General features: G+C 72.4%; 13 protein-coding genes. 7 read left to right on the top strand and 6 right to left on the bottom strand.

The features are described from left to right. Positions 1-12 precede the first annotated feature (12 nt). Positions 13-1320, bottom strand: a complete 1308-nt coding sequence (locus tag ACWDYJ_RS15755) for an extracellular solute-binding protein (protein WP_451566090.1) — start codon at positions 1318-1320, stop codon at positions 13-15. 209 nt (positions 1321-1529) lie between these two features. Here ACWDYJ_RS15755 and ACWDYJ_RS15750 point away from each other — a divergent pair, with 209 nt between their 5' ends. The 3 genes from ACWDYJ_RS15750 (at position 1530) to ACWDYJ_RS15740 (ending at position 4647) form a co-directional block, all read left to right on the top strand. Beyond that, positions 1530-2462: an ROK family protein gene (locus ACWDYJ_RS15750; protein WP_451566132.1), complete on the top strand. Its 933-nt coding sequence runs from the start codon at positions 1530-1532 to the stop codon at positions 2460-2462. Beyond that, positions 2462-3613 (top strand): N-acetylglucosamine-6-phosphate deacetylase, encoded by a 1152-nt coding sequence (gene nagA, locus ACWDYJ_RS15745; protein WP_451566089.1) that lies wholly within the window; start codon positions 2462-2464, stop codon positions 3611-3613. The genes ACWDYJ_RS15750 and nagA overlap by 1 nt, the downstream gene beginning before the upstream one ends. A 113-nt stretch (positions 3614-3726) precedes the next feature. Continuing rightward, complete coding sequence (locus ACWDYJ_RS15740) at positions 3727-4647, top strand: 1-phosphofructokinase family hexose kinase (RefSeq protein WP_451566088.1); 921 nt, start codon at positions 3727-3729, stop codon at positions 4645-4647. 4 nt (positions 4648-4651) lie between these two features. Here ACWDYJ_RS15740 and ACWDYJ_RS15735 read toward each other — a convergent pair whose 3' ends face one another. After that, entirely contained in the window at positions 4652-5689 is a 1038-nt protein-coding gene (locus ACWDYJ_RS15735) for a CBM35 domain-containing protein (protein WP_451566087.1), read from the bottom strand. Between the two features lie 68 nt (positions 5690-5757). Beyond that, positions 5758-7488 carry a diguanylate cyclase CdgB gene (gene cdgB, locus ACWDYJ_RS15730; RefSeq protein WP_451566086.1) on the bottom strand — a complete coding sequence of 577 codons (1731 nt, stop codon included), beginning with the start codon at positions 7486-7488 and terminating at the stop codon, positions 5758-5760. Between the two features lie 333 nt (positions 7489-7821). On the opposite strand from cdgB, the gene ACWDYJ_RS15725 reads away from it, so the two are divergent. Next, positions 7822-8406, top strand: coding sequence for a flavin reductase family protein (locus ACWDYJ_RS15725; protein WP_451566131.1), 585 nt, complete (start codon positions 7822-7824; stop codon positions 8404-8406). Between the two features lie 17 nt (positions 8407-8423). Here ACWDYJ_RS15725 and arfB read toward each other — a convergent pair whose 3' ends face one another. Continuing rightward, complete coding sequence (gene arfB, locus ACWDYJ_RS15720) at positions 8424-8849, bottom strand: alternative ribosome rescue aminoacyl-tRNA hydrolase ArfB (protein ID WP_451566085.1); 426 nt, start codon at positions 8847-8849, stop codon at positions 8424-8426. Between the two features lie 166 nt (positions 8850-9015). Between arfB and ACWDYJ_RS15715 the strand changes: the two genes are divergently transcribed. Beyond that, a complete protein-coding gene (locus ACWDYJ_RS15715; protein ID WP_451566084.1) occupies positions 9016-9591 on the top strand; it encodes a TerD family protein in 576 nt (191 codons plus the stop codon). 104 nt (positions 9592-9695) lie between these two features. On the opposite strand, the gene ACWDYJ_RS15710 is transcribed toward ACWDYJ_RS15715, so the two are convergent. Together ACWDYJ_RS15710 and ACWDYJ_RS15705 are read right to left on the bottom strand one after the other, a co-directional pair. Then, complete coding sequence (locus ACWDYJ_RS15710; RefSeq protein ID WP_451566083.1) at positions 9696-11108, bottom strand: M1 family metallopeptidase; 1413 nt, start codon at positions 11106-11108, stop codon at positions 9696-9698. Between the two features lie 45 nt (positions 11109-11153). Then, entirely contained in the window at positions 11154-11678 is a 525-nt protein-coding gene (locus tag ACWDYJ_RS15705; RefSeq protein ID WP_451566082.1) for a GlcG/HbpS family heme-binding protein, read from the bottom strand. Between the two features lie 402 nt (positions 11679-12080). Between ACWDYJ_RS15705 and ACWDYJ_RS15700 the strand changes: the two genes are divergently transcribed. Then, on the top strand, positions 12081-13238 hold the full coding sequence (locus ACWDYJ_RS15700; RefSeq protein WP_451566130.1) for a sensor histidine kinase: 1158 nt from the start codon (positions 12081-12083) through the stop codon (positions 13236-13238). Then, positions 13235-13858, top strand: a complete 624-nt coding sequence (locus tag ACWDYJ_RS15695; RefSeq protein WP_451566081.1) for a response regulator — start codon at positions 13235-13237, stop codon at positions 13856-13858. Before ACWDYJ_RS15700 ends, ACWDYJ_RS15695 begins: the two co-directional genes overlap by 4 nt. Positions 13859-14114: the final 256 nt, after the last annotated feature.

Raw genomic sequence — 14114 nt, 5'->3', positions numbered from 1 at the left:
GCCCGCGTCCGCTCAGCGGGCCGCGTCCGCCTTGAGCGCCGACGTCGCGATCTCCTCCAGCACCTTCGCGGGCTGCCCGCCCGGCTGCACGACCTGCCCGATGTTCCCCTTGACGTCCTCGCTGACCCCGGCCCAGGACTTCTTGCCGACCGGGTACAGCCGGGCGGTCGGCAGGGCCGTCAGGAAGGTCTTCAGCTGCGTCGCCGAGGCGCCCGTGCTCGCCTCCATGGCCCGGTAACCGCTCGTCGTGGCCGGCAGCAGGTCGTACATGGTGGTGAACGCCGTCACGTTCTTCTCCGCGTACAGGTGGTCCAGGAACTTCCCGGACTCCTTCTTGTGGCCGTTCTTGAAGGCCATCACCCAGTCCGCGACGCCCATGGTGGAGTGGTCGGTCCCGTCGGCGGTCGGCATGGTGACCATGCCGAACTTCACGCCCTTGCCGGCGGCCTGCTTGAGGAGCGTGGGGTGGCCGTTGAGCATGCCCACCTCGCCCCGCGTGAAGGCGTCGAAGGCGGCCTGGCGGTCCAGCTTCCCCGGTTCGACGGGTCCGGTCAGCCCCTGCCCGACCATCTTGTCGCGCAGGAACTCGAAGGTCTTGACGTTCTCCGGGGAGTCGATCGCGTAGTTCTCCTCGATGTCGGTGTAGCCGCCACCGCCGGAGAGCATCCACATCATCGACTCGGCCTGGGCCTCCTCTCGGCCCAGCGGCAGAGCGAAGGGGGTGCGCACGCCCGCGCCCTTGAGCTTCTTGGCGGCCGCCTCCAGCTCCGCCCAGCTCTTGGGCTGCCAGGAGGAGGTCTTGGCGTCCTTGGGGATGACCCCGGCGTCGCCGAGCAGCTTCTCGTTGTAGAACAGCAGCCGGGTGCTGGCCACGAACGGCATCCCGTACTGGACCCGCTTGACCTTCCCGGCGTCCGCGAGCGGGCCCAGGAAGTCGGCTTCGGTCTTGACGGAGAGCAGCTCGTCGGTGGTGTAGAGCTGGCCCGCTTCCGCGTAGTCGGCGTAGGCGCCGATCTGCGCGATGTCGGGTGCCTTGCCGGCCTTGACCATCTCGGCGACCTTGGCGTCGACCTCGGACCAGGAGTAGACGCTGACCTCGACGTGGACGCCGGGGTTGTCCTTCTCGAAGCCGTCGGCGAGGGCCTTCCAGTAGGACGCGGAGGAGTTCTGCGGATTGTCCCCGTAGTCGGCCGCCACGACCCGCAGGGTCACCTCGTTGTCCCCGGTGACGCCCGTCAGGCTTCCGCAGCCGGTCAGCGTCACAGCGGTCAGGCACAGCGCGGCCCCGGTCGCGGCCAGGCTCAGGTAACGGCCCTTCACGGTTCTCGATCACCCCTTGTCGTACGTACGATTCGACGTAAGGTCTACACCACTTTGGCGGCTCGTCCACATCCGGATCCGCGCTCCGCCCGGACTGTGTCCGGACCGTATCCGGACCAGGTCCCGGATTTGTATGGCTGCTCAACAATCCCGTTCAATGGACTAGACCTTTCCCCGCCGAGCACGCGAGACTGTCCTCTGTGAAACCCGTGAAACACGTCATCGCCCTCGATGTGGGCGGCACCGGGATGAAGGCCGCCCTCATCGCCGAGGACGGAACCCTGCTGCACCAGGCGCGCCGCGCCACCGGCCGCGAGCGGGGCCCCGAGGCCGTCGTCGAGACGATCCTGCACTTCGCCTCCGAGCTGCTCGACCTCGGCCGCGAACGCTTCGCCGCGCCCGCCTCGGCCGCCGGAGTCGCCGTCCCCGGCATCGTCGACGCCGAGCGCGGGATCGCCGTCTACGCGGCCAACCTGGGCTGGCGCGACGTACCCATGCGCGAACTGCTCAGCACCCGCCTCGGCGGCATCCCGGTGGCCCTCGGACACGACGTACGCACGGGCGGGCTCGCCGAAGGCCGCATCGGAGCGGGCCGGGGCGCCGACCGCTTCCTGTTCGTCCCCCTCGGCACCGGCATCGCCGGAGCCATCGGCATCGCCGGCCGCATCGAGGCCGGCGCCCACGGCTACGCGGGCGAGATCGGCCACATCGTGGTCCGCCCCGGCGGCCCCGACTGCGGCTGCGGCCAGCGCGGCTGCCTGGAGACGCTCGCCTCCGCCTCCGCCGTCAGCCGCGCCTGGGCCGCCGCCTGCGGCGACCCGGGGGCGGACGCCGCGGACTGCGCCGTGGCCGTCGAGGCCGGCGACGCACGCGCCCGGGAGGTGTGGCTGGCCGCCATCGGCGCGCTCGCCGACGGGCTGGTCACCGCGATCACCCTGCTGGACCCGCGCGCGCTGATCATCGGTGGCGGGCTCGCCGAGGCGGGGGAAACCTTGTTCACACCACTACGGACGGCCGTCGAGGAACGCGTGACGTTCCAGCGGCTGCCCGAGATCGTGCCGGCGGCCCTCGGGGACACCGCCGGATGCCTGGGCGCAGGGCTGCTCGCCTGGGACCTACTCGCCACGGAGGTACCTGCCTGATGTCCGGAAGCGCACACAGCACCGTTCTCTCCGGCGCCAGGGTGGTGCTGCCCACGGGTACCGTCGCGAACGGCCGGGTCATCGTCGACGGCGAGCGCATCGCCGGCAGCGCCCCCGAGAGCGCCGGGACCGTCGACCTGTCCGGGCACTGGATCGTCCCCGGCTTCGTGGACATGCACAACCACGGCGGCGGCGGCGCCTCCTTCACCTCCGGCACCGCCGACGAGGTCCTCACGGGCGTACGGACCCACCGCGAGCACGGCACCACCACCCTCGTCGCCTCCACCGTCACCGGCGACCTGGACGAGCTGGCCCGGCGCGCCGGACTGCTGGCCGAGCTCACCCAGCAGGGCGAGATCGCCGGCATCCACTTCGAGGGGCCCTTCATCAACCCCTGCCGCAAGGGCGCGCACAAGGAGGACCTGCTGCGCGACCCCGACCCGGCCGAGGTCCGCAAGCTGATCGACGCCGCGCACGGCGCCGCCCGCATGTTCACCCTCGCCACCGAACTGCCGGGCGGGCTGGACTCCGTACGGCTCCTGGCCGAGCACGGGGTCATCGCCGCGATCGGCCACACGGACTCCACGTACGACCAGACGCGCGAGGCCATCGACGCGGGCGCGACCGTGGCCACCCACCTCTACAACGCCATGCCCGGCCTGGAGCACCGCGCCCCCGGCCCGATCGCGGCGCTGCTGGAGGACGAGCGGGTCACCGTCGAGCTGATCAACGACGGCACCCACCTGCACCCCGCGATGCTGGAGCTCGCCTTCCACCACGCGGGCGCGCACCGCGTCGCGCTGATCACCGACGCGATGGACGCGGCCGGCTTCGGCGACGGGACCTACCACCTCGGCCAGCTGGAGGTCGAGGTCAAGCAGGGCGTCGCCCGGCTCGTCGAGGGCGGCTCCATCGCCGGATCCACCCTGACCCTGGACACCGCCTTCAAGCGGTCGGTGACCATCGACCGGCTGCCCGTCGAGTCCGTGGTCCAGGCGATCTCCGCCAACCCCGCCCGGCTGCTCGGCCTCTATGACAAGGTCGGCTCGCTGGAGCCCGGCAAGTACGCCGACCTGGTCGTCCTCGACGCCGAGTTCGACGTCAAGGGCGTCATGCGGCGCGGCGAATGGATCGTCAGCCCGGTGCGCTGAGCGGCCCGATCGGCCGATCCCCCGTAAGAACTGCGGGTGGCCGGCCCGCGGGACTGGGCGGGCCGCGCCTGCGTTTGGCATGATCCCGGCACATACCAAGACCGGGACTGACCATGATCCTCACCGTGACGCTCAACACCGCCCTCGACGTCACCCACCGGGTGCCGCGACTGCGCCCGCACACCTCCCACCGGGTCACCGGTGTCACCGAACGCCCCGGCGGCAAGGGCCTGAACGTCGCCCGGGTGCTCGCCGCCCTCGGCCACGAGGTCACGGCGACGGGCTTCGCGGGCGGCCTGGCCGGCGCGGTCGTGCGCGAGCTGCTCACCGGCTCCCCCGGGGTCGTGGACGCCCTGGTCCCCTGCGCGGGCACCACCCGCCGCACCGTGGCCGTGGTCGACGAAAGCACCGGCGACACCACGCAGTTCAACGAGCCCGGCCCGCACATCCGCCCCGCCGAGTGGTCGGCGTTCCTCGCGCGCTACGCCGAACTGGTCGCCGGAGCCCGCGCGGTGGCCCTGTGCGGCAGCCTGCCGCCCGGCGTGCCGGTCGGGGCGTACGCGGTCCTCGTACGGGCGGCCCGCGCGGCCGGCGCCCCCGTCCTGCTGGACACCGGCGGCGAGGCCCTGCGCCGCGGCATCGCCGCCCGGCCGGAGATCATCAAGCCGAACGCCGCCGAACTCGCCGAACTGACCGGCTCCCGCGACCCGCTCCCCGCCACCCACGACGCCCGCCGCCGGGGCGCCCACGCGGTGGTCACCTCCCTGGGCCCGGACGGCCTGCTCGCCGCCACCGCCGAGGGCACCTGGCAGGCGACCCCGCCGCGGACCCTGACCGGCAACCCCACCGGCGCGGGCGACTCCGCCGTCGCGGGCCTCCTGTCGGCCCTGACGGAGGGCCTGGACTGGCCGGCCCGCCTCACCCGCGCCGTGGCGCTCTCGGCGGCCACGGTGCACGCCCCGGTGGCGGGAGAGTTCGACCCCCGCACCTATGAGGAGGTACGAGGGTCGGTGAAGGTCACAGCTGCCGGCTAGGGCCTCAGCCCTGTTCGAGCCACAGCTTGTCGATGTTGACGTTGCACTTGTTGCCCGCCTCGCACGACATCTTGATCGTGTTGGTGCCCTTGCCGAGGGTCACCTGGCCCCAGGTGGTCTGCCAGCCCTTCTCCCAGTCGCCCTTGGGCGAGTTGGCGAAGTTCCGCATGCTCAGCGGCGAGCTGTTGGGCTTGCCGTTCACGGCCAGGGTGGCGTTGGCCTCCTCGCCCGGGATGCCGAACCGGACGTAGAACCTGTACGTGCCGGCCTTCGGGACGTCCAGGGTCCAGGTCAGCGCCGCACCGGGCTGGTTGAAGGAACCGACGTACTGGCCGCCCGAGCTCGTCGCGCCCGGCACCGTGCTGTCCAGCTTCGCGCCACCGGTGAGCACCATGCCCGCGCCGGCCGCCTCGCCCTTCGGCAGCGGGGCCTGCGAGGGCTCCGGGGAGCCGCTCGGCTTCGGGGACGTCGACTGCTGCGGGGGCGCGGACTGCTGCTGGTTCTGGCCGGCCTGGTTCTCGCCGCCCTTGTCCTCGTCCTTGTTGCCGAAGGCCATCGCCGCGCCGATCCCGATCGCGACCGCGCCGACCACCGCGACGGCCGCGATGAGCAGCCCGCGGCGGCTGGAGCCACCGCCGCCGCCGTGACCGCCGCCCGGGGGCGGGATCTGCTGGGTGTGCGACTGCGGGGACTGCTGCTGCGGGACGCCGTACCCGCCGCCCTGGAGCGCCTCGGGAGCCTGGTACTGGGCCTGAGGCTGGTTCGGGGGCTGCTGGGGGCCCGGCTGGTACGGGACGGGGCCGCGCTGGCCGCCGTACGTCCGCTCGCCTACCGTGCGCACCTGGTTGTACGAGGTACGGGGGACTCCTGGCTGTACGCCGGGCTGACCACCGCCCGTCGGGCCGGGGTAGCCGTATCCACCGCCCTGTCCGGGCGGGGTGGCTCCGGCGGCCTGGCCGTCCGCGTAGAGGTAGCCGAACGGGTCATCGTCCTCGGGCTGGTTCGCCCCTCCGTGCGGGCCGTTGTTCGCGGGCGTCGTCATCGCAGGTCACTCCTTTCGACCCACGGGAGCCTACCCCGAACACGTGCGCCCACGAGCGGCCGATCAGCTCAGCCCGCCCTGCGGTGGGCCTTGGAACGGGACCTCTTCTCGATGTACATCCGCTGGTCGGCGGAGCGCAGCACCTCGTCCGCGGACATCCCGCAACTCGCCCAGCCGATCCCGAAACTCGCTCCTACCCGTACCGCACGGCCGTCCACGCGGATCGGCGGGATGATCGCGCCCCGCAGCCGGACGGCCAGGTCGGCGGCGTCGGCCGCCCCCAGCCCGTCGGCAAGGACGACGAATTCGTCACCACCCAGCCGAGCGACGGTGTCACCGTCCCTGACGCACGTCGACAGCCTCCGGGCGACCTCGATCAGGACCGCGTCGCCCGTGTGGTGCCCGAACCGGTCGTTGATCGACTTGAAGCCGTCGAGGTCGCAGAAGAGGACCGCGAGCCCCTTCGTCCCGTCGTCGACGTCCGTGGCGGGCGCGACGGTGTGCACGTGGTGGTCGTACGGGCCGTCGGCCGGACCGGAGAGCGCGCCGGGGAACTCGAAGGACTCGGGGCCGGGCGCCTGCCCCGGAAGCGGCAGTCCCGGGGGGCCGTACGGGCCGACGAGGGCATCGGGCTGAAAGCCGTGCTCCGCGGCACCACCCGCCCCCGGCCGCGCCTCGAAGGCCGCGTCCAGCACCTCCACGGCCGTGGCCCGCACGGACTGGGGTCTGCGGCACAGCCGCGCCCCCAGCCGCGAGCGCAGCTCGGCGCTGTTGGGCAGGCCGGTCAGCGAGTCGTGGCTGGCCCGGTGCGCGAGCTGGAGCTCGTGCCGCTTGCGCTCCTCGATGTCCTCGACGTGCGTGAGCAGGAAACGGGGTCCGTCGGCGGCGTCCGCGACCACCGAGTTGCGCAGCGAGACCCATACGTACGTGCCGTCGCGCCGCCCGAGGCGCAGCTCGGCCCGCCCGCCCTCCGCGGACGTGCGCAGCAGGGTCCCGATGTCCTCGGGGTGGACGAGGTCGGAGAAGGAGTAGCGGCGCAGCACGGAGGCGGGCCGGCCGAGCAGTCGGCACAGCGCGTCGTTGGTGCGCAGCAGGCGGCCGTGCTGGTCGCCACCCATCTCGGCGATGGCCATGCCGCTGGGCGCGTACTCGAAGGCCTGGCGGAACGACTCCTCGCTGGCGCGCAGGGCCTGCTGCTCGCGCTCCAGCCGGACCAGGGCCCGCTGCATGTTCGCGCGCAGCCGCGCGTTGCTGATCGCAATCGCGGCCTGGAAGGCGTACATCTGGAGCGCTTCACGCCCCCAGGCGCCGGGGCGGCGCCCGTTGCGGGGTCTGTCCACCGAGATGACACCCAGAAGTTCCCCGCCCGTCGCATACATGGGGGCATAGAGCCGGTCCTCGGGGTGCCACTCGTCCTCGAAGCGCGGATCGGGGCCGTCCGTGTGCCACTGGGGGACGTCGTCCTCGAGCAGGACCCAGCCCTCGGAGTGCGGGATGAAGCGGAGCCCGTCCCAGTTCTCGCCCATCGTCAGCCGGCGTTCCCAGGAGGCCCGCGAGCCGACGCGGCCGGTGATCAGAGCCTCGGCGGCGGAGTCGCCGGCGAAGGCGGCGACGACGAGATCGCCGTCAGGGCGTACGAGGTTGACACAGGCGAGTTCGTAGCCGAGGCCCACGACGATGCCGTCCACGACGGTCTGCAGAGTGTCCGCCAGGCTCCGGGCCGTATTGAGCTCGGCCACCACCCGGTGGAGCTGCCGCAGGGTCGCAAGACGGACGTACGGCTCCGACTCGGTCTCCATTGCTCGCTCTCCCCGAGACCTCGACAGCAACTCCAGGTTTGTCATCGGCGGTTCGTTGCGGTGTCCCGTCCACTGAATCACAGTGAGCTGTGCGGCAGGTACACAGGGTCAACAAATCTTGGCCTCTGTGACTCAAGTCACATGAGATGAATAACGGCCCGCAGAGGGCGGCTCAGGGGATGGGAGCGCTCCCTGCACTTCCCGCCAGCGAACGGTACGCCCGGGCCTAGGCCGAGGGGCGGGGACGCGGCTCGGACCAAGGCCCGATGTGCGGCGCACAGCCGCGAGACTAGCGTTCGCAGCGTGCCGAAGACGACCCCCGCAACCGCCCCGATCCCCGCCGCCGTCCCGGCCCCGGCCGCCGTCCTGGCCTCCGCGGGTGACAGCACCCCTCATCCTGAAGGGGTGAGCAACGACGAGTTCCGGACTGCCATGTCCCGGCTGGCGGCGGGCGTGTGCCTGATCACCGCGCAGGAGCCCCCCTTGAGCGCCGACGGCCGGCGCGGCGAGGACGTCGGCATGACGGCGACCGCCTTCATGTCGGTGTCCCTGGACCCGCCGCTGGTCCTGGTGAGCCTGCGCGAGGGCTCCCGTATGGACGATCTGCTGGCGGAACAGCCGCTGTGGGGGGTCTCCGTCCTCGCCGACAACCAGCTCCAGGTCGCGGGCCGCTTCGCGATGAAGGGCCGGATCAGCGACCGGCTGCTGTTCGAGGGCCTGTCCTACGTACGCGGCCCGGTCTGCGACGCCCCGCTGCTGACCGGCGCCCTGGCCACCCTGGAGTGCCGCACCGAGTCCCGCGTGGTGGCCGGCGACCACACCCTGGTCATCGGCCGCGTCCTGACCTCCGCCCTGCCGACCCCGGACGCGCCGCCCCTGACGTACTTCCGCGGCCGCTACCGCCACCTGGCCTCGTAAGGACCCGCCAAGGGGACCTACCAGTCGCGGGCCGTACGGCCCCGCTTCGTCTCGCCGCGCGCCTTCTTCTCCCGCAGCCGCCGCTCGTTGATCCCCCGGGGGATCTTCGTCGCGCGGCGCGCCTTCGGCGGCGGGGCCGTGGCCTCCGCCAGCAGCGAGGTCAGCCGTACCAGCGCCATCTCGCGGTTGCGCAGCTGCGAGCGGTGCTCGGAGGCCCGTACCGTCACCACGCCGTCGACCAGCCGCGACGCGAGCCGCTCCAGCGCCCGCTCCCTCCACACCTCCGGCAGCGCCTTGGTCGCCCCGAGGTCGAAGAGCAGCTCGACACGCGAGTCGGAGGTGTTCACGTGCTGCCCGCCCGGCCCGGAGGAACGCGAGAACCGCCAGGCGAGCTCCCCCTCGGGGAGCGCGACCGAACCACGGATGACATGAGGACCAGGCATGGCCCTATGATCGGCCCCCGCCGCGCCCTCGTCACCCGCATTTACGAAGGGGCCGCCGGATACCCCGAGGGGCTGGAACCTACTCGCCCCCTCCCGGCGTTAAGAAGAACAGCGGTAACTTGGCCACACATCGCGGTCATGCGACGAGGAAGGGACACCAGTCAAAATGGCAGTAAGCCTGTCCAAGGGCGGAAACGTCTCGCTTTCCAAGGAGGCCCCCGGCCTCACGGCCGTCACCGTCGGCCTCGGCTGGGACGTCCGTACGACGACCGGTGTCGAGTTCGACCTGGACGCGTCCGCCATCGCGGTCAACCCGACCGGCAAGGTGGTCTCCGACGGCCACTTCGTCTTCTTCAACAACAAGTCCACCCCGGACCAGACCATCGTGCACACCGGTGACAACCGCACCGGTGAGGGCGCGGGCGACGACGAGGCCATCAACGTCAACCTCGCCGGCCTGCCGGCCGATGTCGACAAGATCGTCTTCCCGGTCTCGATCTACGACGCCACGAACCGCAGCCAGAACTTCGGCCAGGTCCGCAACGCGTACATCCGCGTCGTGAACCAGGCCGGCGGCGCCGAGATCGCCCGCTACGACCTCTCCGAGGACGCCGCCACCGAGACCGCCATGGTCTTCGGCGAGCTCTACCGCAGCGGCGCCGACTGGAAGTTCCGCGCCGTCGGCCAGGGCTACGCCTCCGGCCTCTCCGGCATCGCGCAGGACTTCGGCGTCAACATCTGATCGCGGCCGTGTCTCACGGCTGAGACCACCGCCGGTGAAGCCCCCTCCCGTCCGGGACGGGGGCTTCACCGCCGTCCAGCCGCTGGACCTCGCCGGTCACAGCATTAGGGAGCGGTCGGCCGGCGCTCCCCGTACAACCAGACGTCCCAGACCTTCTTCAGGTCGTGGCCCGTCCGCTGCTGCGCGTACGCGGTGAAGTCGGCCGTGCTCGCGTTCCCGTGCCGGTGGTCGGCGGCCCAGCCACGCAGCAGGTCGAAGAACTTCTCGTCGCCCACCTCCTGCCGGATCCGGTGCAGCACCATCGCGCCCCGGCCGTACACCGGCGGCTCGGAGATGTGCTCGGGACCGGGCGGCGCGGCCGGCGGGAAGGCGTACCAGTCGGAATCCGCGTGCTCGTCGACCGAGGTGTCACCGGCCAGGTAGGCCTCGAACCGCCGCTGCGCGCTCGCTCCGCCGTGCTGCTCCAGCCACAGCCACTCGGCGTACGTGGCGAAACCCTCGTTGAGCCACATGTCCTTCCAGGACTTCGGCGAGACCGAGTTGCCGAACCACTGGTGGGCCATCTCGTGCAGCACGAGCTGCTCGTTCGGCGCGCCGGAGTAGACCGGTTTGGTCTGCGTCTCCAGCGCGTAGCCCAACGTCCCGCCCGGCACCACGATCGCGCCGGCGCTGCCGAAGGGGTACGGGCCGAACGTGGCGCTCCCCCACTCCACCATCTGCGGCATCCGCGCCAGCGCGGCCGCGCTCCCGGCCGCCTCCTCGGGCATCACCGCGTTGTAGACGGGGACACCGGACGCGGTCCGCCCGGTGGTCACCTTGAACTTCCCGATGGCGACGACGGCCAGGTAGCTCGCCATCGGCTCCGGGCTGTGCCACGCGAACGCGGTCTGCCCGTCCTCCACGTCGCGGCGGGAGCGCAGTTCTCCGTTGGAGACCGCCTCGTAGCCCTTCGGCACGGTGAGCGTGATGTCGTAGGCGGCCTTGTCACTGGGGTGGTGGTTGCCGGGGAACCAGCTCATCGACCCGACCGGCTCGCCGACCGCGACCGCGCCGTCCTCCGTGGCGATCCAGCCCTCCTCGGAACCGTCCCGGTCCACGATCGGCTCCGGACGGCCGGTGTAGTCGACCTCCGTACGGAAGACCTCGCCCTTCTTCACGTCCTCGGCCGGGCGCACCGTCAGCTCGTCGCCGGTGCGGTTGAACCGGGCGTCGGCGCCCTCCACGTCCACACCCTCGACCCTGAGCCCGCTGAGGTCGAGGTTGAAGGAGCTGAGCCCCTGCTCGGCACGGGCGGTGATGACCGCCGTACCGTGCAGCAGTCCGTCGGCGGGATCGTAGGCGAGGTCCAGGTCGTAGTGCTCGACCTGGTAGCCGCCGTTGCCCGCGCGGGGGAAGTAGGGATCACGCAGCCCGGACGCACCGGGCCGCCCCCGCACCGGGTCACCCGTACATCCCGTGGTGAGGAGGAGGGCGGCAAGGGCAGGGGCGGCGAGTCGGACGAGCGCGCGGAGTTCCACGCGGCCGATCCTAAGCGGGCGCCCCGGACGGGGGGCGGGGTACGACTACTGGGCGAGGGCCTCGACACCGGCCTTGGCGAACTTCTCGTCCAGGTCACCGCTCGGGGCGCCGGCGACGCCGATGCCGGCGACCGGGGCGCCGTTGGCCTGTACCGGGGCGCCGCCACCGAGGAAGAGGGTGCCCGGGATGTCCTTCAGGTTCGGGGTCTGGGCGAGGCGGCCCGCGAGCACCGAGGTCGGGGCGTTCCAGGACACGGCGGTGAAGGCCTTGCGCTCCGCCGACTCGTACGACTGCGGGCCCGCGCCGTCGCCGCGCAGGGTGACGATGGTGTTGCCGTTGCGGTCCACCACCGCGACCGTCACCTTCTGGTTCTCCTTCTCGGCGGCCTGGAGCGCGGCCTGGGCGGCGCGGGTGGCGGCGTCGATGGTGAGGTGGGTCGAGGTGGTGAAGTTCCTGTCGTCGGACTTCTTCGCCACGGGCGTGGCGCTCGCGCTGACGGCACCGAAGGTCCCGGCGCCGAGGGCGACGGCGAGGGCGGTACCGGTGAGAACGCGGGTGCGGGTCTTCATGTCTGCTCCAGGTGGTCATCGGCTCGACTGGCTGCTCCAAGCCTCGGCCCGAAATCCACCCCACCCCGTCGCCGTACCGGCTCCCAACGGCTACCGCACCGGTTGACCCCAGGGTCATCCGATCGGTCGATGCGCCGCCCACACCTCGTCGTATTGGCTGGTCAAAGGCCGCCCTACTCTGAACCCAGGGCCGGGACCGGAACCGACCCCCGCCCCCGGCACCGGCACCGGACGGGGACCCGGACCCGGACCACCCGTGCCCCGCCCCCGCCCGGCACCGGACCACCCGCACCCCGCCCGGCCAGGGCAAGGGCACCACCGATCCCCAGGAGCCCCCCGGTGAGCCACCTCCCGCGGCCACACCCCTCGACCGACCCCGACACCCGCGCCCTGGCCGCCGTCATGCACACGGCGTTCTTCCTCCTCCTCGGCGCCTCGGTGGCCCGGTTCCTCCTGCGCCATCCCGGCGAACCCCGCACCCCGTGGATCATCGCCCTCAGCATCACCCTGGCCCTGCTCTACGTCCTCGGCCCCGCCGTCGGCGCCACGCGCACCCCGCCCGGCCAGCGGCAGCCGTCCACCCCCACCCTGCGCCACGCGCTCTGGCTCGGCCTGGTGGTCGCCACCTGGGTGGTCCTGGTCGTCCTCGCACCGAGCTTCGCCTGGTGCGCCGTACCGCTCTTCTACACGGCCCTGCGCACCCTGCCCCCACGGGCCGCGATCGTCCTCGTCGCCCTGTTCACCGTCTTCGTCGTGGCGGCCCAGCTCAAGCTCTCCACCGACTTCGACCCCAACCTCCTCCTGGCCCCACCCGCCGTCGCCGCCCTCGCCACGGCCGTCTTCATCCACATGGAGCGCCAGGCCCAGGCCCAGCGCGCGCTGATCGACGACCTGATCCGCACCCGGCGCGAGCTCGCCGCCACCGAGCGCCGCGAAGGCACCCTCGCCGAACGGCAACGGCTGTCCATGGAGATCCACGACACCCTGGCCCAGCACCTCTCCAGCCAGCAGATGCTGCTCCAGGCCGCCGACCGCACCTGGGACAGCGACCCGGACACCGCCCGCGCGCACATCCGTACCGCCACCGGCATCGCGGCGCGCGGCCTGGCCGAGGCGCGGCGGCTCGTGCACGACCTGGCCCCGCCCGAGCTGGAGAACGGCGCCGGTCTCGCCGACGCCCTGCGCGCCCTTGACGCCGGCCCGGACATCGAGGTCCGCTTCCACCTGGAGGGCGCCCCGGTCACGCTCCCCGACCGCACCGAATCGGCCCTCCTGCGCATAGCCCAGGGCGCGCTGGCCAACATCCGCGAACACTCCGGCGCCCGTACGGCCGCACTCACCCTCAGCTTCCTGGGCGACCAGGTGGTGCTGGACATCGCGGACGACGGCGAAGGGTTCACCGAACCCCGCGGCGCCGCCACCACCCCCTCCGACCGCGGTCACGGCCTCCCGGCGATACGGGCCCGCGTCCGCCAGCTCGGGGGCACCCTGACCATCGAATCCACCCCGGGCGAGGGCACCGTCCTCTCGGCCGCGATCCCCCTGGAGCCCACGGGATGACGACGATCCTCCTCTGCGACGACCACGTGGTGGTCCGCGCCGGACTGCTCGCGCTCCTCGGCAGCGAGCCGGACATCGAGGTGCTCGGCGAAGCTGGCAGCGGCGAGGAGGCCGTCGCCCTGGCCGCCAAACTCCGTCCGGACGTCGTCCTGATGGACCTCCAGCTGGGCGAGGGCATCGACGGCGTCGAGGCCACCCGCCGCATCACGGCGCTCCCCGACCCCCCGCACGTCCTGGTCCTGACCACGTACGACACGGACGCGGACATCACCCGGGCCATCGGCGCGGGCGCGACCGGCTACCTCCTCAAGGCGGAACGCCCGGAGGAACTGTTCGCCGCCATCCACTCGGCGGCGGCGGGCCGCACGACGCTCTCCCCGCCGGTGGCCAGCCGCGTGATGGCCCACATGCGCGGCACCCGCCCCACCCTGACGGACCGCGAACTGGACATCCTGGGCCAACTGGCCCGCGGCCTCGGCAACCGCGACATCGCCCGCGCCCTGTTCATCAGCGAAGCCACGGTCAAAACCCACCTGGGCCGCATCTACGACAAACTCGGCGTCGACACCCGCGCGGGCGCGGTCTCGGTGGCCAAGGAACAACGGCTCCTCCCGTCTTGACGCGCCCCTCGCACGACTCGGCCCCGAGGGGCCTCCCCGGCTTCGCGCCGCTGCGCCGGACTCCGTCCGTCGGCCAGCCGGGCGGAAGCCCGAGCCGGTCCCGCTGTCGACTCCCCAGCTCCCCCCGGCCCCTCCTGGGGCCCCTCCCAGCGGTGGCTGGGGGAGTGTGAGGCGCGGGTCCGGGGCGGAGCCCCGGGGAACGGGGGCAGGGCGGGGCGGGGAGCAGCGCCGCACAGCGGGACCCCAGCCACCGACA

The organism is Streptomyces sp. NPDC003042 (genome assembly GCF_053591315.1).
Note: the sequence above shows the minus strand (reverse complement) of the source record. Positions and strands in the feature narration are given on the sequence as shown.